Source organism: Shinella sp. H4-D48 (assembly GCF_022637395.1).
GTDB lineage: Bacteria > Pseudomonadota > Alphaproteobacteria > Rhizobiales > Rhizobiaceae > Shinella > Shinella sedimenti.
Window position 1 is genome coordinate 1,537,045 of the sequence record NZ_CP093337.1, and the last position, 24,004, is coordinate 1,561,048.

A 24,004-nucleotide genomic window follows, 5' to 3' on the forward strand; every position below is an offset into this window, starting at 1 on the left:
CGAGACTTTCGGTTAAAATCGATTAGGCCGCGCCGCAGGGCTTGACCATCGATCCAGGCGCGTTCGGGCTGTGCCTTTTGCATCACAACCCGCTATCGATTTTTTTTGACCACGGTGTTGATTGGTGTCCGGCGCGGCGTTGCAAAGGCAAAAATGCGTGCGGGTTCAAATTTTTATGCCGGCCCAGCCGTTCCCTCGGTGAAGGTTCGCCATAACGGTTTTGTGAGGGCCAGGAAGGCATGTGGGGGGAGGGCGTTTCCTTTTCATTCACCATCCTTTCCTATAACTTACCGGCCTGCTGGTTCGGGCGCCACCAGAGACCGCGAAGCGCGGTTTAAGACGGGGAATGGAAAACACATGAAGCTTACGAAAACCGCCGTGCTGGCAGCCGCGCTGGCTCTTTCCTGTGCCACCGTCACGCTCCACGCAGCGCCCGCCAATGCAATGACATTCATGGAGTGGCTGCAGAAGCGCAAGGAAAAGAAGCAGGCAGAGGCAGCCGGCCTGCCCGGGGTCACGACGACCTCTGCGCTGCCTGGTGCCTCCGCCCAGGTGAAGCAGGAAGCCAAGCCGCTGCCGCGCGTCACCGGCCCGCGTTATTATACTTACAAGGCCGACGCCCTGAAGCGTGTCGGCGTCGACAAACTGGCCGATCCGGTTGTCACGAGCTCGATTTCCGCAGATGTTGCGCCTGCCGGCGATGCAGGAATCCGCGCGGCCTTCACGAATGTCGACGTGCGCACCAATCCGGATGCAGCAAAGGCAGTCGAGACCTTCTATAGCGACAACCGCAAATTCGTCTGGATCGACGGCACCGGCATCAACGACAAGGCGAAGGCCGCCATTGCTGTTCTGGCGGATGCCGCATCCGTCGGACTCGATCCGTGGGACTATGCCGTGAAGATTCCGGCCAACGATTTCGACAGCGCCGACATGACCGCGCGCTATGCCGAACTCGCCACCTTCGAGATCGCGCTATCCTCGGCCGTCGCCAGCTACGTGCAGGACGCGGTGCGCGGCCGCATCGATCCGAACCGCATTTCCGGCTACCACGACTTCAAGCGCAAGGACGTCAATCTCGTCGCCGCGCTGAAGAACGTTTCGATGAGCAGCAACGTCAAGGCCTATCTGGAAAGCCGCTCGCCGCAGAGCGCGGACTTCCAGGCGCTGAAGGATGAACTTGCCCGCCTCAAGGCCGAGACGAGCAGCGAAGACCGCGTCGTGATCGCTGACGGTACGCTGCTGAAACCGGGCCAGAGCAATCCGGAGCTTGCCAATGTCGTGAAGGGCATCGTCAAGCACGGGTCAGACGCGCTGAAGACCGACCATTCCGTGACGATCGCCACCTATGCTGGCACGCCCGAATACACGCCGGAACTGGTGTCGCTCGTCGAGGCCTTCCAGAAGGAGCATGGCCTGAAGCCCGACGGCATCGTCGGCAAGGCCTCCATCCGTCTGCTGACGGGGGGTGATTCGGTTGCAGACAAGATCGCGAAGGTCGAGGTGGCGCTCGAACAGGCGCGCTGGCTGCCGGTCGATCTCGGTGCACGGCATGTCTTCATCAACCAGCCGGCTTTCCAGGTCTATTACTACGAAGGCGGTTCGGAAAAGTTCTCGATGCGCACGGTCGTCGGCTCCAAGTCGAACCAGACCTATTTCTTCGAGGACAAGGTGCAGACCGTCGAGGTCAATCCCTATTGGGGCGTGCCGCAGTCGATCATCATCAACGAGATGCTGCCGAAGCTGCGCAACGATCCGAACTATCTCGACCGCATGGGCTATGAAGTGGCCGTCGGCGGGCGCGCGGTTCCGTCGTCCTCGGTCAACTGGTACGGCTCGACGTCTGGCATTTCCGTGCGTCAGCCGCCGAGCGGTGACAATGCGCTCGGCGAACTGAAAATCCTCTTCCCGAACAGCCACGCCATCTACATGCACGACACACCGTCGAAGAGCTTCTTCAAGAAGGACATGCGTGCGCTGAGCCATGGCTGCGTGCGCCTCGCCGAGCCCCGCAAGATGGCGGCCGCCGTGCTGGGCGTGAGCGAGGAAGAGGTCGGCAAGGAGATCGCCGCCGGCCGCAACAAGGCGCTCAGCGTCAAGGCGGATATTCCGATCTACATCGCCTATTTCACGGCGTGGCCGAACAAGGATGGCGTGGTCGAGTATTTCGACGACGTCTACGGGCGCGACGACTACATGCGCAAGGCCTTCGCGGCGACGCAGAAGGCGCGTCAGGCCGGTGCCTGAGCGGCTCCATCGCTCCGAAAAAGAAAGGCGCCTGCAAGGGCGCCTTTTTTCGTTGAACCGTATGGCTTTCCGCCGGTTCAGCGCGCCAGCAGCCGCTCCACCAGTGCGGGCGTCAGCTCGTCGAAATGGGCGATGACATGGGTCGGCTCCAGCGTGTCCACCGGCACGTCCGAATAGCCGAAGGGCACGCCGATCGACGGCACGCCTGCATTGCGGGCGACGAGGATATCGTTGAGGCTGTCGCCGATCATGACGGTGCGCGCCGGGTCGCCACCGGCCTGGTGCACGGTGCCCAGCAGATGCTCGGCGTCAGGCTTGCGCGTGGCGAAAGTGTCGCCACCTGTGATGGCGGCGAAGCGATCGGTCAGACCGAGGCCTTCGAGGAGGCGGCGGGCGAGCCCTTCCATCTTGTTCGTGCAGACCGCGAGCCGGTAGCCCGCATCCGTCAGGCGATCCATCGCCTCGATCAGGCCGGGATAGGGCGCGGAAACACCCGGCATGGCATTGCCGTAATGATCGACAAAGACGCCGAGCATTTCCTGCAATTCGTCGTCAGTAACGGCGCGGCCGCGAAGCGCGAAGGCACGCTTGATCATCACCACGCCGCCATGGCCGACCAGATGGGTCAGGTCGTCATAGGTGACGGGATCGAGCCCTCTCAGGCCGATCGTGTGGTTGAGACTGGCCACGAGGTCGTGCGCGGTGTGGATGAGCGTACCGTCGAGATCGAAGACAACGAGAGAAGAGGTCATGGCAGGCCTTGCGGGACAGAGCGGAGGAGGTCTTTCCGGTAAGCGAGGGCCGACGCTTTTGCAATCGCCTTTTCGGTCCGGGACTTGCGGCGTTTTTGACTTTCGTTTGCGGGGCGGGGCGTGTAAGTGTCTCACCGGAATTCCGGTGCTTCGCGCGTGCCGGCGTGCAACCGTTCAGGGAGTTGGGGGGCATGGACGCCCGTGAAATGAAGATCAAGGCGGCGGAAGCCGCACTGGCGCATGTGGAAGACGGCATGCGCCTGGGCATCGGCACGGGGTCGACGGCCGAGGAGTTTGTGCGGCTGCTGGCCGAAAAGGTGGCCGGCGGCCTGCGCGTCGAGGGCGTTCCCACGTCCGAGCGCACGGCACGGCTCTGCCTGGAACTCGGCGTTCCCTTGAAATCGCTTGATGAACTGCCGGAACTGGATCTGACCATCGACGGCGCCGACGAAGTCGACAGCCGGCTGCGTCTGATCAAGGGCGGCGGCGGCGCGCTGCTGCGTGAGAAGATTGTTGCCTGTGCCTCCAAGCGCATGATCGTTATCGCCGACGAAACCAAGGTTGTCGAGACGCTCGGCGCCTTCAAGCTGCCGATCGAAGTCAATCCGTTCGGTCTCGTTGCCACACGCATCGCCATCGAGAAGCTTGCAACCCGCCTTGGCCTTTCCGGCGCGATCGACCTGCGCGCGTCCGGCGACGGAACGTTCACGACAGACGGCGGTCACTATATTCTCGACGCATCTTTTGGCCGCATTCCTGATGCAGATGCGCTCGCAAGAAACCTCAATGACATACCCGGAGTCGTCGAACACGGCCTCTTCATCAATATAGCGTCGCTGGCCGTCATCGCGGGACCCGCGGGAGCACGCACGCTGACGGCGAAAGAATAGACAGGAGCAAAGACCACATGTCCAAATTTGCTGGTTTCGGCCGCACCCTCGCAGTGACCCTCATCGTTTCGGCCAGCCTTGCCGGCATCGCCAAGGCGCAGGACGTCACGGACGACCAGATCAAGGCCGCCCGTGCTGCCATCGACGCCATCGGTGCGACGAGCCGTTTCGACAACATCCTGCCGGGTCTCGCCGCCCGCGTGAAGGCGACCTTCGTGCAGGCGTCGCCCAACTACGAGGCCGAGATCAACGCTGTTGTCGACGAGCAGGCGATTGCCCTTGCTCCCCGCCGCGCCGATCTCGAAAAAGAAGCGGCCACGATTTATGCCAAGACCTTTACGCAGGACGAGCTGAAGGCCATCGCGGACTTCTATGCCTCGCCTGTCGGCAAGAAGCTCCTGACGGACGGCCCGATCGCGACGCGCGAAGTCATGAAGGCCGCGGAAATCTGGGCCGCCGGCGTCAGCCGCGACCTGCAGACGGAAAGCGGCAAGAAGCTGGACTCCACGATCGGTGCTGCTCCCGCCGAGGGCGGCGCGCAACAGCCGCAGCAGTAAGACAAAAAAGGCGGCCACGGGCCGCCTTTTTCATTTCATTCCATCTGCGGGCCTAACGGCCCGGATCGACCTATTCGTGGATTGTGTAGTCGCCGAGTTCGCAAAGGTTCTGCGTATCGGTTGTCGTGTCGAGATCGGAATCATCGGAGAATTCGAAGCGCATGTCGTATTCGCAGACTTCGCGGCCGTCTGCGATCGTGATCTCGATCGTTTCGCCGGGGTTGAGCACGTCCTGCCCGAACACATCCTCTTCCCATTTATCGACGCCGACGGGCGACGTGTAGAAGCGGGTGAGCACGGAGTTCGTGCCGTTCTTCAGGTTGAAAACGAGATCTTCGGCGGAGGCCGCGCCGGCAACCAGCAACAGTGCGGCGGTAGAGATTGCGATCAATTTCGATTTTGACATTTTTGTCATCCGTTCAGCCCACAATTGAGCGGGATTTCTTTTAAGCGGTGTCTCACATTCGGTAAATGGAAATAGCGGCGGACAGCCAGCCGTTCAGTGAGAAATGCGCCGCGACGGGCGATATATCGGGCGGTGAAGGCCGGGCTTTCACTTTTGCGCCTGCTGCACCTATATGGGAAGCACGCGAGGCCGCGGATTCGCCGGCCCGTTCCAACGCCATCGTCAGGCCACGCCCGCAGGAGATCCCCATGACGGCTTTCGATTACGACCTCTTTGTCATCGGCGGCGGCTCCGGCGGCGTGCGCAGCGCGCGTCTGGCCGCAAGCATGGGCAAGAAGGTGGCGATCGCCGAAGAATTCCGCTTCGGCGGCACCTGCGTGATTCGCGGCTGCGTGCCGAAGAAACTCTATGTCTATGCCTCGCAGTTTCCCGAGCATTTCGAGGATGCCGCCGGTTTCGGCTGGACGGTCGGCGAGAGCAGCTTCGACTGGAAGGCGCTGGTGGCGGCCAAAGAGAAGGAAATCACCCGCCTCGAGGGCCTCTACCGCAAGGGGTTGGACAATGCGGCCGCAACGATCCTTGCCACACGCGCCATCCTCGTCGGGCCGAACACCGTTCGCCTGACGGCCACCGGCGAAGAGGTCACGGCCGAGCGCATCCTGATTGCCGTCGGCGGACATCCGACGCCGCATCCCGACCTGCCGGGACATGAATTGTGCATTACCTCGAACGAGGCTTTCGATTTGCCGGAAATGCCGAAATCCATCGTCATTTCCGGCGGTGGCTATATCGCGGTCGAATTCGCCAACATCTTCCACGGGCTCGGCGTCGAGACGACGCTCATCTATCGTGGCAAGCAAATCCTCTCACGCTTCGATCAGGATATGCGCCATGGCGCGCAGTCGGCGATGATCGCCAAGGGCATCCGCATCCTCTGCGAGGACATTATCACCAACGTCGCCGAGGCGGCGGACGGACGCCGCACGGTCACGACGAAAGCCGGCGAAATGCTGCATGTCGACCAGGTGATGCTGGCGCTGGGCCGTGCGCCCAACACGGGCAGCCTGGGGCTGGAAACGGTGGGCGTGCAGACGAACGAGCGCGGCGCCATCATCGTCGACGAGTATTCGCGCACCAATGTTTCCGGCATCTTCGCGCTGGGTGACGTTACCGACCGTGTGCAGCTCACCCCCGTCGCCATCCATGAGGCCATGTGCTTCATCGAGACGGAGTTTCGCGGCAATCCGGTCTCGCCGGACCACGACCTCATCGCCACCGCCGTTTTCTCGCAACCGGAGATCGGGACGGTGGGCCTGAGCGAAGAGGAAGCCGCGAAGAAATTCGACGATCTCGAAATCTATCGCGCCGAGTTCCGCCCGATGAAAGCGACGCTGTCGGGCCGGCAGGAAAAGATGATCATGAAGCTCGTCGTCAATGCCGCGGACCGCAAGGTGGTCGGCGCTCATATCCTCGGCCATGAGGCGGGCGAGATGGCGCAGCTGCTCGGCATTTCGCTGAAGGCCGGCGTGACCAAGGACGATTTCGACCGCACGATGGCGGTTCACCCGACGGCATCGGAAGAGCTAGTGACGATGTACCAGCCGAGCTACCGCGTCAGGAACGGCCAGCGGATCTGAGAACCGCCGGTATCTCCGAAGGCAGGCGGCCTGCGAAGCGATCCTCGTGGCGCTTGAAGAGGGCCACGAGCCTGTCGAGCGCCAGGCGCATTTCCGGGCGATGGCGGTCGTCGTCGTTGACAACCAGCCAAAGCGGATGGGTGAGCGCCTCGATCGGATCACCGTCGCGTACGAGTGCCGGTAAGGCATCTCCCACAAAGGTCGGCAAAACGCCGCGCCCGGCGCCGCTGGCAATCAGCCGGTGGAGAATGTCGGGAGCATTCGTCCAGGTGTGGATCTGGTTCTCGTGGTGGCGGAACACCCATTTCTCGGGCTCCGCCGTGGCAACCTCTGTGCCGATGGACACCCAAGGCTGCTCCGCTCCGCCATTGCTGTCTGCCGCGCGATAGACCGCGTAGGCCACGTCGACGGATTTGCGCACGGCGACATTGCCGCTCTTGGGCGCGTCGTGGAGAAGCGCGATCATGCTGTGGCGATGGGTAAGGTCGCCGATGGCCGAAAGCAGCTTGCAGCAGAGCCGGAAGTCGTCATCCTTGGTTCTGAGCTCGGCGAGATTGTCGGCAATGAAGCCGGACAGCCAGATGTTGCCAGCGACCGATACGATGGGCAGCGTGAAGGCATCGCCGTGCCAGCGTGTGATATCGGCCGTCGTGCGGCGGATGGTCTGCACATGCTCGAACAGCACCGTACCGTCGGGCGCCAGCCGGTAGCCTTGCTGGCTGCGGATGAACAGCGTACGGCCCATGGAGCGCTCCAGCGCCAGCATGCGGCGCCCGATCGTCGGTGCGCTGATGCCGGTTATCGATGCGGCGCCCGCAAGTCCGCCTTCCGCCGCGACATGAAAGAAAAGCTGCAGATCGCTCCAGTCGACTTCCGACATTTCCGGTCCCTCGTTCACACCATCCTTCTTAGCGCAAAATGAGCTGATCGGCATCGGTCGCCGATGAAACGGGCGTTTCATTCGCGCATCTACGAAGTTTCGACGCCAGTCGCTAGCTCATGACGGACACCACGATAGGAGTTTGCCATGAGCCCGGAATGGATGATCGCCTTCGACAGACAGGAGGCCAAGTTGCATGGAACGAAACGCACGTCTTTGGCCGATCCGCTTGAGAGGACGGATTGGCAGGGCTTCCAGTGGGTGAATGCTCTGTTGAGCCGCATGGTCGCTGTCGGCGGGCAGCGGCCGGCGAAATCAAGACAAAGTACTGTTTCCAGATGGATATTCGCTTCCGAAGTGTCTCGGCGTCGCTGACAGGCAACGGCGCTGCGTTATCCTGTGCTTTACCGCCTGTTACCGGGATGGCGCAGCCGTCGCAATTGCGTTACAGGCGCTGGAACTGCGGCTATGCAAGAACCATCTAACGGTTTATAAGCCCGCATCTTCAAACGGAGAGGCGCCCCCCGGTTTTCGGGCGTTTCAGGACAGGTGAGTATCATGGCACAGAATTGGACCCCGACCAGCTGGCGGCAGAAGCCCATCCAGCAGGTTCCGGAATATCCCGATCTCGCCGCATTGGCGGCGACCGAAGAGCGCCTCGCGAAGTTTCCGCCGCTCGTCTTCGCCGGTGAGGCACGTCGCCTCAAGGCATCGCTCGCCAATGTCGCAGAAGGCAAGGGCTTCCTGCTGCAGGGCGGCGATTGCGCCGAGAGCTTCGCCGAACACGGTGCCGATACGATCCGCGACTTCTTCCGCGCCTTCCTCCAGATGGCCGTGGTCCTGACCTTCGGCGCCCAGCAGCCGGTGGTGAAGGTCGGCCGCATCGCCGGCCAGTTCGCCAAGCCGCGCTCCTCGGGCATCGAGAAGCAGGGTGACGTGTCGCTGCCGTCCTACCGTGGCGATATCATCAACGGCATCGAGTTCACCGAGGAAGCCCGCATTCCGAACCCGGAACGCCAGATCATGGCCTACCGCCAATCGGCCGCGACGCTGAACCTGCTGCGCGCCTTCGCGATGGGCGGCTACGCCAATCTCGACAACGTGCACCAGTGGATGCTCGGCTTCGTCAAGGACAGCCCGCAGGCTGAGCGCTACCGCAAGCTCGCCGACCGGATTTCCGAGACCATGGACTTCATGAAGGCCATCGGCATTACCTCGGAGAACCATCCGAACCTGCGCGAGACGGATTTCTTCACCAGCCACGAGGCTCTGCTGCTCGGCTACGAGCAGGCGCTGACCCGTGTCGATTCCACGTCGGGCGACTGGTATGCGACCTCCGGCCATATGATCTGGATCGGCGACCGCACGCGCCAGGCCGATCACGCGCATATCGAATATTGCCGCGGCATCAAGAACCCGCTCGGCCTCAAATGCGGCCCGTCGCTGACCGGCGATGGCCTGCTGGAGTTGATCGACCTGCTCAACCCGTCGAACGAGGCCGGCCGTCTGACGCTGATCTGCCGCTTCGGCCATGACAAGGTCGCGGACAACCTGCCGAAGCTCATCCGCGCCGTCGAGCGTGAGGGCAAGAAGGTCGTCTGGTCATGCGATCCGATGCACGGCAACACGATCACGCTCAACAACTACAAGACGCGTCCGTTCGAGCGCATCCTGTCGGAAGTCGAAAGCTTCTTCCAGATCCATCGTTCGGAAGGCACGCATCCAGGCGGCATCCATATCGAGATGACCGGTAATGACGTGACAGAATGCACCGGCGGCGCGCGTGCGCTGTCGGGTGACGATCTCGCCGATCGCTACCACACGCATTGCGATCCGCGCCTCAATGCCGATCAGGCGCTCGAACTCGCCTTCCTTCTTGCCGAGCGCATGAAGGGCGGTCGCGATGAAAAGCGCATGGTCGTGAACGGCTGATCGCCTTTCGTTCACGCTTCGGTTCCCTCGATGAGCGGGGCTGATGCAAGCATTCAGGAATGTGAATTTGACAGGACCGGGCCGGCTGGACAAGCTGGCCCGGTTTTCGTTTGCGCGCTTGCGCATGCCAGGAAAAGAGGGATCATGAGCGAAGTTCATTCGGGGCACTGTCTGTGCGGCGCGGTGCGGTTTCGTACCTCCGGTCCGCTGCGCGCGGTGACGGCGTGCCATTGCAGCCAGTGCCGCCGCCAGACCGGGCATTTCTACGCGGCAACCAACGTCACCGATGACCGGCTTGAGGTCGAGGGCGCAGAGGGCATCACCTGGTATAGGGCGAGCGAGGCGGCAAGCCGCGGTTTCTGTCGCACCTGCGGTTCCGCGCTGTTCTGGAAGGCCGACGGATCGAACAACACCTCCATCATGGTGGGCGCCTTCGACCTGCCGACGGGATTGGCCATTGGCAAGCATATCTTCTGCGCCGACAAGGGCGATTATTACGAGATCGAGGGCGACGCGCCGCGTTTTGCTGCTGCGCGGTAAGTTCTGTCGCCGTTCTACTGCACCAAAGCGGGCCGCTGACAGCGAACGCCCGTCACGCGGATATCGGCCTCGCCGATGCGAACGCCGACGACCAGCAAAAGATTGTAGATCAGCTCGTCGATGGCCGGCGTTACCGCGCCGAGCGTCGAGGCCAGTGCGGCGGTGATCACCTTCGGCGTGCCGAGCGTGAGGAAAAGGACCTGGATGTCGAGGTCGAGATTTTCGAGCAAGGACTTCGTGATTGAGGTGAGGGCGTCGCGCGTTGAGGCGGTTTTCGTGGTGCGCGCCGCGATCTCCGTCGGCGAGAAGGTGAGCTTGCTCCTGGTCAGGTTCTGGGCCTCGACATGGGCGATCGCATCAATGTTGAGCAGACCGGAATCGACGATGCGGGCCTTCTTGACGCGCGGTTCGGTCGAGAAGTTGGAGAGCACGGACGGGTCGACTGCGCCGATGGCGATTTCGGCGAGCCCCGGCACGGCGTCGATGGTGACGTTTGCATTGGCCGTGGTGCCGCCAAGGCAGCGGATATCGGCAAGTTTTGCCTCGGAGGCCGCAACCTCCACATAGAGCGGCAGCTTGATGCGGATGCCGGCAAGTGCCGAAAGCCCATCGACGCTAATCTCGATGGCAAGGCGCGTCTGGGCGCTGCGTACCGCGCTGCCGGGCGCGCCGAGACGATGGGCCGGTGTTTCCACCGGCGGCTCACCGACGGCCAGAGCCACCTTGACGCCGGCAAGGCCCGGCACGCCCGCGCCGAGATCGAGCGCTACCTGGTTCGTGCCGTTGGCGAGGGCCGCACCGGCGGATACGATCTGCATGGCGTTGATCGACATATCCCAGTCGCCGCCCGTTGCGACTGCGATCCCCTTCTTCGGGTCGAGGTTGAGAATGCGGGCAAGCGGCAGCTTGACCTTGCTCTTGCTCGTTGCCTGCTCGAGGGAGCGCAGCGCCGAATTGACGGTGCTCGACAGACCTTGCACGGCGCGCATGGAGGCCAGCAGGTCCGGCATGGTGATGCCAGCGTTCAGCACGTCCTCATAGGTCCCGGCCGTCAGGTTGAGTTTTGTCGCGACGGCCTTGAGAAACGGCTGAATGGCGATGTCGGTATCGACGAGCGCCCGGTAATCCATGACCTTCAGCGATATGTTGGTGCCGAGAAGCTTGCCGAGCAGCGCGTTCAGGATGCCGTCGTTCAGGCTTGCGAGCCGCGTTCCGACCGAGAAAGCCGCCGTCTTGGTGCGCGAGGCCGCACCTGTGGCCGAAAGCACCGGCGAGCGTGGTATGAAGATCGAGGCGACGAAGAGGTCTGCCGGGCGTGTCAGCCGCACACGCGCGGCATCTGCGTCTGTCGTTGCGGGTTTGAACCGGTCCTGCGGCAGCAGGTCGGGATCGGCGACGTAGCGGCCGCGCTCGACCGTGGCCTCGACGACGGTTGCTTTGCCGAGGTCAAGCGACCGGTCCGCGGGGAGGGACAGGCCGTTCCTTCCCGTGACATTGGCCGGCACGCGATTGAGCGAGAAGAAGGCGGCCGCGGCCTTCTCGGCTTCCACGACGTTCGAGGCGGCTGCGATGGCGGCCAGATCTGCATCGGCCTGAAGCGCACGCTGCTGCACCGTGAGGTAACCGAAGTCCACGCCGAGCGCGAGCGAGAACACCATCAGCGGCAGGCTGAGGGCGGCGAGCGTGCCGATATTGCCGGCGCGGTCCTTGATGAAGGGAAGGCGTTCCATCTCACATGCCTCCCACGCGCACCGTCGCATAGCGGCGGATCTCTTCCTGCGGCAGGGCGAAGGTGAAGAGCTTCCAGATCGGCAGGTCGCTTGAATCGTAGGCGATGGTCACGGTGAACTGGTCGGGATTGCCCGGATCGTCCGCGACCACGACCTGCATCTTCGCGCGGTTGATGAAGGAATAGTCGAAGCGCGAGGCGTCGAGATAGCGGTTGACTAGCGTGACGCGCTCCGCCGGATTAAGGCCAGCCACCGCAGTGCGCGCCGCATCGGCCGCGATCTGCTGTACCGAGTGTGTCACGCTGAGATAGATGCCGTAGGCGATCATCGTAAACAGCGCCAGGAAGAACAGCGGCGCGATGATCGCGAATTCCAGCGCCGAGGTGCCGGCGCGGTCTTTCGACAGACGGGCGAGGGCGTGCATGACATCTCCTCCATTGGATGGTCGCGGTCAGGCATTTCCGCATCCGGGAGGGATGCACGTTTATCGTGCATCGAAAGTCTTAATTTCCTCTATAGATTGATTTTTGAGATTATCGCATGCCTTAGGTTGCGTCCGGTAGTCATTCCTTTTGCCGCAAGACGTCATGCAGGCGCAGCACTTCCATCTTCAGTGCGGCGATCTCGTTGAGGAAGTGCGTGTCGATCTTGTGATGAAGCGCCATCAGTTCGATCTCCGCTTTCAGGTTCACCTCGTAGTCCTTCGACGCCTCGAAGCGGTCGCGCATGGCCTGGCGGTTCTGCGACATCATGATGATCGGCGCCTGTAACGCCGCCACCATGGAGAGAACGAGATTGAGGAAGATGAAGGGGTAGGGGTCGAACGCCTCGCGGGTGAGGATGATGGTATTGAGGACCGTCCAGACAAGCAGGAAGATGATGAAGGCGATAATGAAGGTCCAGGAACCGCCAACGCGGGCGATGGTATCGGCCACGCGCTCGCCGACCGATTGCTTGGACTCGTACGCCGCGTTGGTATCCTCGGCGAGAATACGCCCGGCGCGCGAGTTGAGAAGAACCTGGCGTTCGGTCTCATCCAGATGTTCGGCGGGTTTGCCGAAAAGGACCTGCGCGGCGTCGTCGAGAGATTTCATGGTTGGGCTCCGAAAAAGCGAATCGGAGCCTAACCTAGCGCTTTTCCGGCGAAAATCAGTAGCCCGCGCTCATCAGTTCCGCATGGGAATCGAAGAACCGTTCCAGGCCGTATTGTTTGCCGAACATGATGTCGTGCTGCAGGAAGCGGAAATCGCGCACCAGCGGGTCGATCGTCTTCTTGCGCGACCAGTCGGTCGTTGCCTTGCCCTTGGCGTCGATCAGCATGTAGCGGTCGATGACGCGCAACTTGTCGTGCACGGCGCCGAGGAAGCCCGTGTAGTAGGGATGTTCGAAGCCGGCTTCCTTGAGGACGTAGTAGGAAAGGAACGCCGGGCTGATCGTGCCGATATCCTTCTGGGCGCCGGTCTTGTTGGACCAGACGACGAGCGGGGTCTCGTGTTCCTTCTTCATCTGCTCGGGCGTACCCTTGCGCGAGGCTGTGACGCCCTTCATGTAGCCGGAATTCTGATAGACCGTGTTGAGCGGCGGCAGATGATCGCCGAAGACGACGATGATCGTCTCGCGGTCGCGCTGCTTCGCCCAGTCCATCAGCATCTTGAGGCTGTCGTCGGCTTCCTTCACGCCCTGCGCATAACTTGCCAGCATGCGCTCGCTGCGCGGATCGAGCTTGCCATCGACACCGATATCGGTCTTGGCGTAACGGCCATCGTCATAGGGGCCGTGGCCCTGGAGCGTGACGGTGAAGAAGAAGAACGGATCTTCCTGCATGTCGGCCTGGCGGATGATTTCCTTCGTCAGCGCCTCGTCAGACGTGAAGTTGCCACGCTTCGCCAGGGGCGGCATCTTGTCGACATCCTTGAAGGTCTCGAAACCGAACGCCTTGTAGACGCTGGAGCGATTCCAGAACCAGCCCGAGAACGGGTGGATGGCGCGTGCCGTATAACCCTCCGCGCGGAAGAAGGTGGCGAGCGAAGGGATCGGCTTGCGCACATACTGCTGGTAGGGAATGCTGCCCGTCGGCAGGAAGGCATTGGAGAAGCCCGTCAGCGCCTCGAATTCGACATTGGCGGTGAGGCCGCCGAATTCCGGCGAGAAGACGTTGCCGCCCTCGTTTTCGCGGATGACCGGCATCGGGTCGGGCGAAAGCTTCACGCTCTCCAGCCGCGTCGGATCCCAGAGCGACTCGCTCATGACGACAATGACGTCGGGCTTGGTGCGATGGGAGGTGCCGGCAGGCAGAGGCTTGGACGGAATCTTGTCGATGGCATCAACCATGTAGCCCGAGGGGGCCTGCACATTGGCCATGGGCAGGTTGATGGCGAAGGCCATCATGAAGCCGTTGTGACGGTAGTTCTCGGCCTGATCCCACATGATCGGGAAAATCTTCAGGCGGTCGCGCATCCAGGAGAACTCATTGTAGTCCATGATGGAGGCGAAGCCGGCAAGCAGCGGCACCGCAAGCGCAAGGCGCGCCAGACGTTCCTTGCGGGTCAGCGGACGGAACCGGCGCCAGGCAAAGATCCACAGGCCGATAAGGCCTGCGACGCCCATGGCGACGGCAAGCGCGAGCGCGGCCGCGGTCCATGGACGGTCCTGCACCAGCACGGGCATCAGTTCTAGGATCTGGCGGCCGAAAAGCAGGTCGGTCGGGTAGAGCGGATCGGTGAGAAAGACCTGCTTCTGCTGCGAAATCACGCCCATCAGGATAACGAGGGGCGAGACCAGCAGCACGGCCTTGTGCTGCCGCCCGATCAGCGCATCCAGCGCGAGATAGAGTAGAAAGAACACGCCCGTCGTCGTCCAGCCGGGCTGCTGGAGATTGGTGAGATAGACGTAGGTCTGCTGGATGGAGCCGCGCGTGATAAGCTCGATTGCGACCACCGTGGCGAGCGCCAGAATGCCGGAGACGATCAGGGATCGCATAACCGCCAGCGTCTTGGCGTGGCGCGCGAGAAAACCCACCCTGTCAGGATGTTTCCCCGTGGCTTCGATTGCCACCGCTGCGGTCGTGAACAGGGCCAAGGCCTTCTCCGATTTCACAAAACTTTCGTCTCTCTGTCATATGGATGTCATCTTGAACAGGAGATGAACGCTTCCCTTAACGTTGCCCACACGCTTTGGTTCAGTCTGTTGCCGCGCAGCAATGGTTGTCGGCTGCATGCCCGCTTGCGGGCTTTCACAACAGGGATTTCCAATCGGCGCTGCTGTTCATTCCCAAAGCTTGCAGGATGCTCTAAAGAGCTTGCGACGGTTCGAGCGTGTGGCCTGCACGACCGGACACAAGAGGAGACGGGTCCGCAGAGATGACTTCCGAGACTGAAAAGACGACGCTGCGCATTGCTGTCGCGCAGTTGAACCCGACGGTTGGCGACGTGGCCGGCAATCTGGCCAAGGCGCGCGCCGCTCGCGCGGATGCCGCAACGCAGGGCGCCGACCTGCTTCTGCTGACGGAACTTTTCATCTCCGGCTATCCGCCGGAGGATCTCGTGCTGAAGCCGGCCTTCCTGAAGGCCTGCCGTCGCGCTATCGATGATCTTGCCACAGACACTGCGGATGGCGGCCCGGGCGTCATTATCGGCTTTCCGCGGCAGGACGAGACCGGCCGCTACAATGCCGTCGCCGTTCTCGATGCCGGCAAGGTCATCGCGGTCCGCGACAAGGTGGACCTGCCGAACTACGGCGAATTCGATGAGAAGCGCGTCTTCGATCAGGGCGCGATGCCGGGTCCGGTGAATTTCCGTGGCGTGCGCCTTGGCATCCCGATCTGCGAGGACATCTGGGGCGAACTCGGCGTCTGCGAGACGCTGGCGGAAAGCGGCGCGGAAATCCTGCTGTCGCCGAACGGCTCGCCCTATTATCGCGGCAAGGTCGATATCCGCCACCAGGTCGTGCTGAAGCAGGTCATCGAGACCGGCCTTCCGCTGCTCTATGCCAACCAGCTCGGCGGGCAGGACGAGCTTGTTTTCGACGGCGCAAGCTTCGCCTTCAACGCCGACAAGACGCTGGCCTTCCAGATGAGCCAGTTCGAGGAAACCATCGCGCTCACGACCTGGAAGCGGCAGGGCGGCGGATGGGTCTGCGACAGCGGCCCGATGTCGCGCATTCCCGAGCGTGAGGAGGCGGATTACCGCGCCTGCCTGCTTGGTTTCCGTGACTACGTTAACAAGAACGGCTTCAAGAACGTCGTGCTCGGCCTGTCCGGCGGCATCGATTCCGCGATATGCGCGGCCATCGCCGTGGATGCGCTGGGCGAGGAGCGCGTGCGCTGTGTGATGCTGCCCTACCGTTACACTTCGGAGGATTCTCTGAAGGATGCTGCCGATTGCGCCAAGGCGCTGGGTTGCCGTTACGACATCGTGCCGATCGAGGCACCCGTGACCGGCTTCCTTTCCGCGCTGTCAGAGACCTTCGAGGGCACCGAGGAAGGCATCACCGAGGAAAACCTCCAGAGCCGCACGCGCGGCACGATCCTGATGGCGATTTCCAACAAGTTCGGCTCGATGGTGGTCACGACGGGCAACAAGTCGGAAATGTCGGTCGGCTATGCCACGCTCTACGGCGACATGAACGGCGGTTTTAACCCCATCAAGGACCTCTACAAAATGCAGGTCTATGCGCTGTCGCGCTGGCGCAACCAGTATGTGCCGCCCGGCGCGCTGGGGCCGACGGGTGAGGTAATCCCGCACAATATCATCGACAAGGCGCCGTCGGCCGAGCTGCGGCCCAATCAGACCGACCAGGATTCCCTGCCGCCCTATCCTGTTCTTGACGACATTCTCGAATGCCTCGTCGAGTTGGAGATGGGCACGGAGGAGATTGTGGCGCGCGGCCACGACGCGGCAACCGTCCACCGGATCGAGCACCTGCTCTACATCGCTGAATACAAGCGCCGCCAGTCCGCGCCCGGCGTCAAGATCACCCGCAAGAATTTCGGCCGCGACCGCCGCTACCCCATCACCAACCGCTTCCGCGACCGGGGATGAGGGGCGCGGTACTGGCGGTCTTTCTGCGTCTGGTAGTTGTGCGTTAACCTGTGCGATCGAAATGTAACCTCTCTGATTGCAGACAGAGAGGTCAGTGCTAATATGCATTCCTTCTCGGGGAGTGGGTATGGCGCAGCGCAGGGTTGTCCTTTTTATCGATGCAGAGAACGTGCCTTCGCGCGCCGCCGCCACGCTTGTCGAAGAAGCGACGAAGCACGGCCTGCTGCTTGATCGCCGTATCTATGGAGACTTCTCGAATTCATCCCTCAAGCCGTGGCTGGATGCCGCCGCACTTCACGCCCTCACGTCCCGGCAGACCGTGGCCGGGGCTAATGGCAAGAACGGCGCTGATATCGCCATGGTGATCGATGCCATGGACGAACTTCATTCGGGGCAAGTGGATGTGTTCTGCCTCGCCACCGCCGATAGCGACTTCACCCAGTTGGCAATGCGAATTCGGCGCGCTGGCAAGATCGCCGTTGGAATGGCGTGCTCAAAGGCCTCGAGCCGGTTTCAGACGGCTTTTGACGTCTTCAGGACCATCGGCGCTGTAAAGCCCGACCCAAGTCCAGCGCCGGTGAAAATCACCGAAAAGACTGTTGCAAAACAGGCGCCAGATGTTCGCCGCGCGTTAAAGAGTGAACTCCTGCAACGCATTTTCGTCGAGGCGCCGCCGCTGGATGGTCCATGGGTTGCGCTGCCGGACCTCATGAAGACCTTGAACGCGTGTCAACCGAACTTCGATCTGAAGTCGTATGGTCACAACCAGCTCTACAAGCTTCTGGCCTTTTCCGGCGCCGAACTCGCCGACAAGAACCGCAAGGCCCGTCTGAAGGCACAGCCCCTCAAGAAAGTGGTCGATAACGGCTGAGGCGACAACGCCGTTTGAACAAGCGGACTTGATCGCGCAGGCGTGCCGTGCACAATCCGGCCGTCAGGTGCCCGCTTGCGGGAGAATCGGGAAACCGGTGCGGGGAAACCCAGGTCCGGTACGTGCCCAACGCTGTGACGGGGATGGCTTCGCTCTAAAACCTTGAATCGATTCAGGGTTTTGCCACTGGTTGTTCAACCGGGAAGGCAGGCCGAAGTCGTGCGAACCGAAGTCAGAAGACCGGCCTGGCAAGATAGACCGAACCGCGCGGACGGCGGCAGGTTTTCCGCATTGTTGGGGAGATGACGATGCGAACCAAACCGTTGGACCTTCTGGTCCGGGCGGGCGCTTTTCCGCATGAGGAAAAGCAGGCCGTATACCGCGCCATCGAAACGCGCCGGGACGTGCGCGATCAGTTCCTGCCTGATCCCTTGCCGGAGGACCTGGTCCGGCGGCTGCTGCAGGCGGCACACAACGCGCCGTCGGTCGGTTTCATGCAGCCATGGAACTTCCTTCTCGTGCGGAGTCCGGTGACGCGCCAAACGGTGCATGCGGCCTTTCTCAAGGCCAATGCGGAGGCGGAGGCGATGTTTTCGGGCGAGCAGCAAGAACGCTATCGTGCGCTGAAGCTCGAGGGCATTCTGAAGGCGCCGCTTTCCATCTGCGTGACCTGCGATCCGACGCGGGCAGGGTCCGTCGTGCTGGGGCGAACGCACAATCCGCGCATGGACGTCTATTCCACCGTTTGCGCCGTGCAGAACCTGTGGCTTGCGGCACGGGCGGAAGGGGTGGGCGTCGGCTGGGTCAGCATCTTCCACGACAGCGATATCCGCGCGATCCTTGGCATACCCAATCATATCGAGATCGTCGCCTGGCTATGCGTTGGTTTCGTCGATCAGCTCTATGGCGAACCGGAGCTGGCCGTGAAGGGGTGGCGACAGCGCCTGCCGCTGGAAGAGTTGGTCTTCGACGAGCGCTGGCCAGACGTCAGTTGACGTCGGCGCCTGCGGTGCGGCCGAGGTCGATTGCGGATTCATTTTCCGGCAGGAAGGCCGGGCCGACCGTGCGCACCTTGTGCTTGGACGGGTCGTAATCGCGCTCCTCCGCCTTGACCGGAACCTTTGCCTCGTCCTTACGTGGCTGCGTCTGGATGGTGGTTACGGAGCCGGAGCCGCCATCCGGTGCGGTTTCCGTCGTCATCTCGCCGCGTGCCGCCTTTTCGCGCTTGATCATCTCCTGATAGTAAGCCGAAAGGTTGCAGCCGCAGGCGCCGGGCTTGGAAAGGTCGCGCGTGCGGTAGGCGAAGGCGTTCTGCAATTCGACATAGGCGCGGCCGGTGACCGTGGAGGTCATCTGCTCGGTTTCCTGCCCGCGCCCCATCGCCTGGTAGAACAGTTCCGTCTCGGTCTGTGGGCACATCATCGCGCAGACCTGCTGGTCGCGGCGGAAGTCCATCGGCGAGGCGTTGGAGGAAATCGGGAAGAAACCGCCGTCACAGGTGCGCACGCAGACGGTGCGCAGGTTGCCGTGGCCGGCATTTCCGCCCAGCGAGCGCAGTTGCAGCCGGTCGCTGCCTTCGGGTGCGGTTCCCAGCGGCAGGGTGCGCGTGTCGTCGAGCGTGCGCAGACGCTCGGTTGCGGCAACAGGCGTCACCTTCGCATCGTTGCAGCCCTCGGTCTCCAGCGAGGAGATCAGCCGGTTGCGTCTGGCCTTCGACGCGCCGCCGCCCGACAGCTCACGCCGCTTGCTGTCGAGGATCTGGAGGTTCTGCTCCATCTTGCCGATGACGGTGGCGAGCGTGGCGCAGGCATCGGCATTGGCGCCGCCGATCACGATGATGCTGCCGCTGGAGCAGCGCAGGCGGCGCTGATCGCTTTTCGCTTGCCTCAGCTGGATGTTCTGGCGTGCGATGGCGGACGCATATTTGCGGGCGTTCGAGGTATCGACCACGACCTTGGGCAGGCTCGCCAGTTCCGCCTTGAGGCGCTGGCACACGTCCGCCGCCGCCGTGCCGCCGGAAAAAAGAAGCGACAGGCCGGTTGCAACGGCAAACAGGAAGCGGCTGCGTCCCTTCACGGTAACGATCCCTATCGATCTTAGAGCATGTCGAAACGGCCGGCGAAAACCGGCATTTCCTATCTTATCATAGGGCGTGCCGGAGCGAGTGCAACGCCGACCGGCATTCGTGCTTAAGGGCCACACTGGGCGCCTGCCTTGCAACGGCCCAAGTCACACCCTAAATTGCGGCATCTTCAATACCGACCGGATGGTGCTTCATGGATTTCAACCCGACCGCAAACCGACTTCGTTTTGTCATCGGGGATATCCACATCCATGCCGCACTCCATAACGCTTTCCAAAATCTCGTGGTCCGCGCCTGACGGGAACACGCTTCTTACCAATCTCGACCTGACCTTCGGTGCCGAGCGCACCGGCCTTGTCGGACGCAACGGCGTCGGCAAGACAACGTTGCTCAGGCTCGTCACGGGCGAGCTCGCACCGCAATCCGGGACCGTGACTGTTGACGGGGCGATCGGTCTGCTGCGCCAGACCGTGCAGGTTGCAGCGGGGGAAGCCGTCGCCGATCTTTTCGGCATCGCTGACATGCTCGATCTTCTCGCCCGCGCCGAACGCGGCGTGGCCGAAGCCGACGAGCTTGCCGATGCCGACTGGACCGTGGAGGCGCGGTTCTCCGCCGCTCTTGCGCGCGTTGGGCTCCAGGTGGAGCCTAAAACTCCACTTTCGGCCCTGTCCGGCGGGCAGCGCACGCGGGCGGCCCTCGCGGCGCTGGTGTTCCGTGAGCCGGATTTCCTGCTGCTCGACGAGCCGACGAACAATCTCGATCGCGAAGGCCGGCAGGCGGTGATTGACCTGCTTTCCGGATGGCGGGCCGGCGCGGTGATCGTCAGCCATGACCGCGAATTGCTGGAGACGATGGACGTCATCGTCGAGCTGACATCACTCGGCGCCAAAAGCTACGGCGGAAACTGGAGCGCCTACCGGCGGTGCAAGGCACTCGAACTGGCCGCGGCACACCGCGATCTCGCCGATGCGGAAAAGCACGCCGGCGAAGTGGCGCGCACCATGCAGGCGACCGCCGAGCGCCAGGCTCGCAGGGACAGTGCCGGCCGCCGCAAGCGAGCGCGGGGCGGCACTCCGCGCATCGTTCTCGGCGCCATGAAAGAGCGCAGCGAGCTGACGGGCGGTGCGAATGCGCGACTTGCCGAGGGCCGGCAGGCCGAGGCGGGCGAGGCGATTGCCAAGGCGCGCGAACGTATGGAAGTGCTCCAGCCCCTGACGGTGAGCGTGCCGCCGACACATCTGCCGACAAATCGTGTGGTCCTGCGGATGGAGGATGTCACCGCCGGTTACAACCCGGAACAGCCGATCGTTCGTGATTTCTCCCTTGTCGTTACAGGGCCGGAGCGCATCGCCATCACCGGCCCGAACGGTTCGGGAAAGACCACTCTGCTGTCTCTCTTGGCGGGCGATCTGCAACCGGCTAAGAGGAGCGTGCGCCGCTTGACCGATATCGCCATGCTCGATCAGCGAGTGAGCCTGCTCGATCCGGCCTTGTCCATCCGCGACAATTTCCGGCGGATCAATCCCGGGGCGGACGAGAATGCGTGCCGGGCGGCGTTAGCGCGCTTCATGTTTCGGGCCGATGCGGCTCTACAGATGGCGGGCAACCTCAGCGGCGGACAGTTGCTGCGGGCCGGGCTGGCCTGCGTACTCGGCGCCGGCCAGCCGCCGGCCCTGCTGGTTCTGGACGAGCCGACGAACCATCTCGATATCGATTCCATCGAGGCGGTGGAGGCCGGCCTGCGGGCCTATGACGGTGCGCTTGTCGTCGTCAGCCACGACGAAGCGTTTCTGGAGGCGATCGGCATTACGCGCAGGATTACCCTCTCGGGGCAGCCCTAACGCAAACGACCGCCGGGTTTGCCGGCGGCCGTTTTTATCTCGGGATGCCGCTGACGGCCTCAATCCGGGTAGGAGGCTTCCACGACGGCAAGCGCTGCCATGTTGACGACGCCGCGCGAGGTGGCCGACGGCGACAGGATATGGGCGGGCATAGCGGCACCGAGCAGGATCGGGCCGACATGCAGGCTGTCCGTCATGGTCTTGACGACGCCCATCGTGATGTTGGCGGCGTCGAGGTTCGGGAAGACCAGCAGGTTGGCTTCGCCCGACAGCGTCGAGTTCGGCATGACGCGCTGGCGCAGCGTTTCGGAAATGGCGGCATCGCCGTGCATTTCGCCGTCTGCTTCCAGCGTCGGGTCGAGCTCGCGCACGATATCCATCGCGCGGCGCATCTTATAGGCGCTGTCGGAATCGCGCGAACCGAAGTTCGAATGCGAAACGAGGGCGGCGCGCGGCGTGATGCCGAACCGGCGGATTTCCTTTGCCGCCATCACCGTCATCTCCGCGACTTCCTCGGGCGTCGGATCGAAGGTGACATAGGTATCGGTAAAGAAGGTCGCGCCGCGCTGCGAGATCAGCAGGCTCAGACCGGAGAAGTCGAGAACGCCCGGCTTCTTGCCAATGATCTGGCTGACATCGCGCAGGTGCTTGGCATAGCGGCCTTCCACGCCGCAGATCAGCGCATCGGCCTCGCCGCGCTTGACGGCCAGCGCACCGATCACGGTCTGGTTGGTGCGCACGATGGTGCGCGCGGCTTCCGGGATCACGCCCTTGCGGCCGACGATGCGGAAGTAGTCGTCCACATAGTCGCGGTAGCGCGGATCGTCTTCCGGGTTGATCACTTCAAAATCGGTATTGGGACGGATACGCAGGCCGTAGCGCTTCAGGCGCGTCTCGATGATCTGCGGGCGTCCGATGAGGATGGGCTTGGCGATTTCCTCTTCCAGCAGCACCTGAGCGGCGCGCAGTACGCGCTCGTCTTCGCCTTCGGCGAAGATCACGCGCTTCTTCTCGGCATTCTTCGCTGCCGCGAAGATCGGCTTCATGATGAAGCCCGAACGCCAGACGAAGCGATTCAGCTGGTCGAGATAGGCGTCGAAATCGGCAATCGGGCGCGTTGCCACGCCGGTTTCGGCAGCCGCTCGCGCAACGGCCGGCGCGATGCGCAGGATGAGGCGCTGATCGAACGGTGAGGGGATCAGGTAGTTGGGACCGAAGACCGGCGTTTCACCCGAATAGGCGCGGGCGGCCACGTCGGATACTTCCTCGCGGGCGAGCGCAGCGATGGCGCGCACGGCGGCCATCTTCATTTCCTCATTGATCGTGCGGGCGCCGCAATCAAGCGCACCGCGGAAGATGTAGGGGAAGCAGATGACGTTGTTGACCTGGTTCGGGAAATCCGAACGGCCGGTGCAGATCATTGCGTCCGGGCGGGCAGCGCGCGCCTCCTCGGGCATGATTTCCGGCTTTGGATTGGCCAACGCCATGATCAGCGGCTTTTCTGCCATGCGCACGAGCAATTCGGGCTTCAGCACGCCGGCGGCGGAAAGGCCGAGGAAGACATCGGCACCGTCGATGGTTTCGGCGAGCACCCGCTTGTCGGTTTCCTGGGCGTAAACGGCCTTCCACTGGTCCATCAGCTCTTCGCGGCCCTTGTAAACGAGGCCTTCGATGTCGTGGACCCAGATGTTTTCGACCTTGGCGCCGAGCACAACCAGCTGGTTGAGGCAGGCGAGCGCAGCCGCACCGGCCCCGGAGGCGACGATCTTGGCGTCGGCGAGGGATTTTCCGGCAAGCTCAAGGCCGTTCAGGACGGCGGCCGCAACGATGATGGCCGTACCGTGCTGATCGTCGTGGAAGACGGGGATATCCATCTTCTCGCGCAACTGGCGCTCGACCTCGAAGCATTCGGGCGCCTTGATGTCCTCAAGGTTGATGCCGCCGAAGGTCGGCTCGAGAGCGGAGATGACATCGACCATCTGCTCGACGGTCGGGGCGTCGATCTCGATGTCGAAGACGTCCACGCCGGCGAATTTCTTGAAGAGGACGGCCTTGCCTTCCATGACGGGCTTAGAGGCGAGCGGCCCGATATTGCCGAGGCCGAGGACGGCCGTGCCGTTGGAAACCACGGCCACGAGATTGGAGCGCGCCGTGTAATCGGCCGCCGTGCTCGGATCGTCGCGGATGGCAAGACAGGGGGCGGCGACGCCCGGCGAATAGGCGAGCGCGAGGTCGCGCTGGTTGCCGAGCGGCTTGGTGGCGGTGATCTCGAGCTTTCCGGGGCGGGGATAACGGTGGAAGAAAAGCGCCTGCTGGTCGATGTCTCCACTTGCGGGGCCGTTCTGCGTCCGCGGTTTGTCACCGGTGCTCATGATACTCCTGCCATATTCTGTTTTCGTTGCGGGCTTCGTGGCACAAAACCGCCGCGACGTGAAGTTTAACGGGTGTACCATAAAGCCGTATTCAACGGCGGGTGCAATGCCTATTTGCCTGCCGAAAATGCATAGGTGTGTCATCAATCTGAAATAGGAGTCTGGTTTTCAGAAGACCGAGAGCTGCCCGTCATGACGATGACCGCGGTGGCCGGCCACCGGAGACG

At 62.6% G+C, this 24,004-nt stretch carries 20 protein-coding genes and 1 riboswitch; of the genes, 11 read left to right on the plus strand and 9 right to left on the minus strand.

Going from position 1 to position 24,004, the window contains the following annotated elements:
- Nucleotides 1-357: 357 nt before the first annotated feature.
- The gene (locus MNR02_RS07460) at nt 358-2,247 is read left to right on the plus strand and encodes a murein L,D-transpeptidase (protein ID WP_241948666.1); all 1,890 of its coding nucleotides are present in this window, start codon (nt 358-360) and stop codon (nt 2,245-2,247) included.
- Nucleotides 2,248-2,324: 77 nt separating this feature from the next.
- Here the strand turns inward: MNR02_RS07460 and MNR02_RS07465 are convergent, their stop codons facing one another.
- Nucleotides 2,325-2,999, minus strand: coding sequence for an HAD family hydrolase (locus MNR02_RS07465; RefSeq protein WP_241948667.1), 675 nt, complete (start codon nt 2,997-2,999; stop codon nt 2,325-2,327).
- Between the two features lie 191 nt (nt 3,000-3,190).
- Here MNR02_RS07465 and rpiA point away from each other — a divergent pair, with 191 nt between their 5' ends.
- Together rpiA and MNR02_RS07475 are read left to right on the plus strand one after the other, a co-directional pair.
- A complete protein-coding gene (rpiA, locus tag MNR02_RS07470; RefSeq protein ID WP_241598907.1) occupies nt 3,191-3,889 on the plus strand; it encodes a ribose-5-phosphate isomerase RpiA in 699 nt (232 codons plus the stop codon).
- Between the two features lie 17 nt (nt 3,890-3,906).
- Nucleotides 3,907-4,446: a DUF2059 domain-containing protein gene (locus MNR02_RS07475; protein WP_241948668.1), complete on the plus strand. Its 540-nt coding sequence runs from the start codon at nt 3,907-3,909 to the stop codon at nt 4,444-4,446.
- A gap of 70 nt (nt 4,447-4,516) precedes the next feature.
- Here the strand turns inward: MNR02_RS07475 and MNR02_RS07480 are convergent, their stop codons facing one another.
- Nucleotides 4,517-4,852 carry a hypothetical protein gene (locus MNR02_RS07480; protein ID WP_241598911.1) on the minus strand — a complete coding sequence of 112 codons (336 nt, stop codon included), beginning with the start codon at nt 4,850-4,852 and terminating at the stop codon, nt 4,517-4,519.
- A gap of 248 nt (nt 4,853-5,100) precedes the next feature.
- Here MNR02_RS07480 and gor point away from each other — a divergent pair, with 248 nt between their 5' ends.
- Nucleotides 5,101-6,489, plus strand: coding sequence for a glutathione-disulfide reductase (gor, locus tag MNR02_RS07485; RefSeq protein ID WP_241948669.1), 1,389 nt, complete (start codon nt 5,101-5,103; stop codon nt 6,487-6,489).
- On the opposite strand, the gene MNR02_RS07490 is transcribed toward gor, so the two are convergent.
- Nucleotides 6,467-7,369, minus strand: a complete 903-nt coding sequence (locus tag MNR02_RS07490) for a LysR family transcriptional regulator (protein WP_241948839.1) — start codon at nt 7,367-7,369, stop codon at nt 6,467-6,469. The genes gor and MNR02_RS07490 overlap by 23 nt on opposite strands.
- Nucleotides 7,370-7,516: 147 nt before the next feature.
- Here MNR02_RS07490 and MNR02_RS07495 point away from each other — a divergent pair, with 147 nt between their 5' ends.
- From MNR02_RS07495 to MNR02_RS07505, 3 genes are all read left to right on the plus strand, one after another.
- Nucleotides 7,517-7,744, plus strand: coding sequence for a hypothetical protein (locus MNR02_RS07495; protein WP_241948670.1), 228 nt, complete (start codon nt 7,517-7,519; stop codon nt 7,742-7,744).
- Between the two features lie 183 nt (nt 7,745-7,927).
- Complete coding sequence (locus MNR02_RS07500) at nt 7,928-9,301, plus strand: class II 3-deoxy-7-phosphoheptulonate synthase (protein ID WP_241948671.1); 1,374 nt, start codon at nt 7,928-7,930, stop codon at nt 9,299-9,301.
- A gap of 144 nt (nt 9,302-9,445) precedes the next feature.
- Nucleotides 9,446-9,841, plus strand: a complete 396-nt coding sequence (locus MNR02_RS07505; protein ID WP_241948672.1) for a GFA family protein — start codon at nt 9,446-9,448, stop codon at nt 9,839-9,841.
- A 14-nt stretch (nt 9,842-9,855) separates the two neighbouring features.
- On the opposite strand, the gene MNR02_RS07510 is transcribed toward MNR02_RS07505, so the two are convergent.
- The 4 genes from MNR02_RS07510 to MNR02_RS07525 form a co-directional block, all read right to left on the minus strand.
- Complete coding sequence (locus tag MNR02_RS07510) at nt 9,856-11,571, minus strand: pilus assembly protein TadG-related protein (RefSeq protein ID WP_241948673.1); 1,716 nt, start codon at nt 11,569-11,571, stop codon at nt 9,856-9,858.
- A gap of 1 nt (nt 11,572) precedes the next feature.
- The gene (locus MNR02_RS07515) at nt 11,573-11,995 is read right to left on the minus strand and encodes a TadE/TadG family type IV pilus assembly protein (protein ID WP_241598922.1); all 423 of its coding nucleotides are present in this window, start codon (nt 11,993-11,995) and stop codon (nt 11,573-11,575) included.
- 139 nt (nt 11,996-12,134) lie between these two features.
- The gene (locus tag MNR02_RS07520; RefSeq protein WP_241598924.1) at nt 12,135-12,665 is read right to left on the minus strand and encodes a DUF1003 domain-containing protein; all 531 of its coding nucleotides are present in this window, start codon (nt 12,663-12,665) and stop codon (nt 12,135-12,137) included.
- 55 nt (nt 12,666-12,720) lie between these two features.
- Entirely contained in the window at nt 12,721-14,625 is a 1,905-nt protein-coding gene (locus MNR02_RS07525) for an LTA synthase family protein (protein WP_241948840.1), read from the minus strand.
- A gap of 305 nt (nt 14,626-14,930) precedes the next feature.
- On the opposite strand from MNR02_RS07525, the gene MNR02_RS07530 reads away from it, so the two are divergent.
- The 3 genes from MNR02_RS07530 (at nt 14,931) to bluB (ending at nt 18,476) form a co-directional block, all read left to right on the plus strand.
- The gene (locus MNR02_RS07530) at nt 14,931-16,610 is read left to right on the plus strand and encodes an NAD+ synthase (protein WP_241598927.1); all 1,680 of its coding nucleotides are present in this window, start codon (nt 14,931-14,933) and stop codon (nt 16,608-16,610) included.
- Nucleotides 16,611-16,737: 127 nt separating this feature from the next.
- Nucleotides 16,738-17,481 carry an NYN domain-containing protein gene (locus MNR02_RS07535; protein ID WP_241948674.1) on the plus strand — a complete coding sequence of 248 codons (744 nt, stop codon included), beginning with the start codon at nt 16,738-16,740 and terminating at the stop codon, nt 17,479-17,481.
- A 48-nt stretch (nt 17,482-17,529) separates the two neighbouring features.
- Nucleotides 17,530-17,745, plus strand: a riboswitch (cobalamin riboswitch).
- Nucleotides 17,746-17,789: 44 nt separating this feature from the next.
- Nucleotides 17,790-18,476: a 5,6-dimethylbenzimidazole synthase gene (gene bluB, locus MNR02_RS07540; RefSeq protein ID WP_241948675.1), complete on the plus strand. Its 687-nt coding sequence runs from the start codon at nt 17,790-17,792 to the stop codon at nt 18,474-18,476.
- On the opposite strand, the gene MNR02_RS07545 is transcribed toward bluB, so the two are convergent.
- Nucleotides 18,469-19,557, minus strand: a complete 1,089-nt coding sequence (locus MNR02_RS07545; RefSeq protein ID WP_241948676.1) for a DUF2865 domain-containing protein — start codon at nt 19,555-19,557, stop codon at nt 18,469-18,471. The two genes, bluB and MNR02_RS07545, sit on opposite strands and share 8 nt — an antisense overlap.
- Nucleotides 19,558-19,815: 258 nt before the next feature.
- On the opposite strand from MNR02_RS07545, the gene MNR02_RS07550 reads away from it, so the two are divergent.
- Nucleotides 19,816-21,405 carry an ABC-F family ATP-binding cassette domain-containing protein gene (locus MNR02_RS07550; protein ID WP_241948677.1) on the plus strand — a complete coding sequence of 530 codons (1,590 nt, stop codon included), beginning with the start codon at nt 19,816-19,818 and terminating at the stop codon, nt 21,403-21,405.
- A 59-nt stretch (nt 21,406-21,464) separates the two neighbouring features.
- Here the strand turns inward: MNR02_RS07550 and MNR02_RS07555 are convergent, their stop codons facing one another.
- Nucleotides 21,465-23,777 carry an NADP-dependent malic enzyme gene (locus MNR02_RS07555; RefSeq protein ID WP_241948678.1) on the minus strand — a complete coding sequence of 771 codons (2,313 nt, stop codon included), beginning with the start codon at nt 23,775-23,777 and terminating at the stop codon, nt 21,465-21,467.
- Nucleotides 23,778-24,004 lie beyond the last annotated feature (227 nt).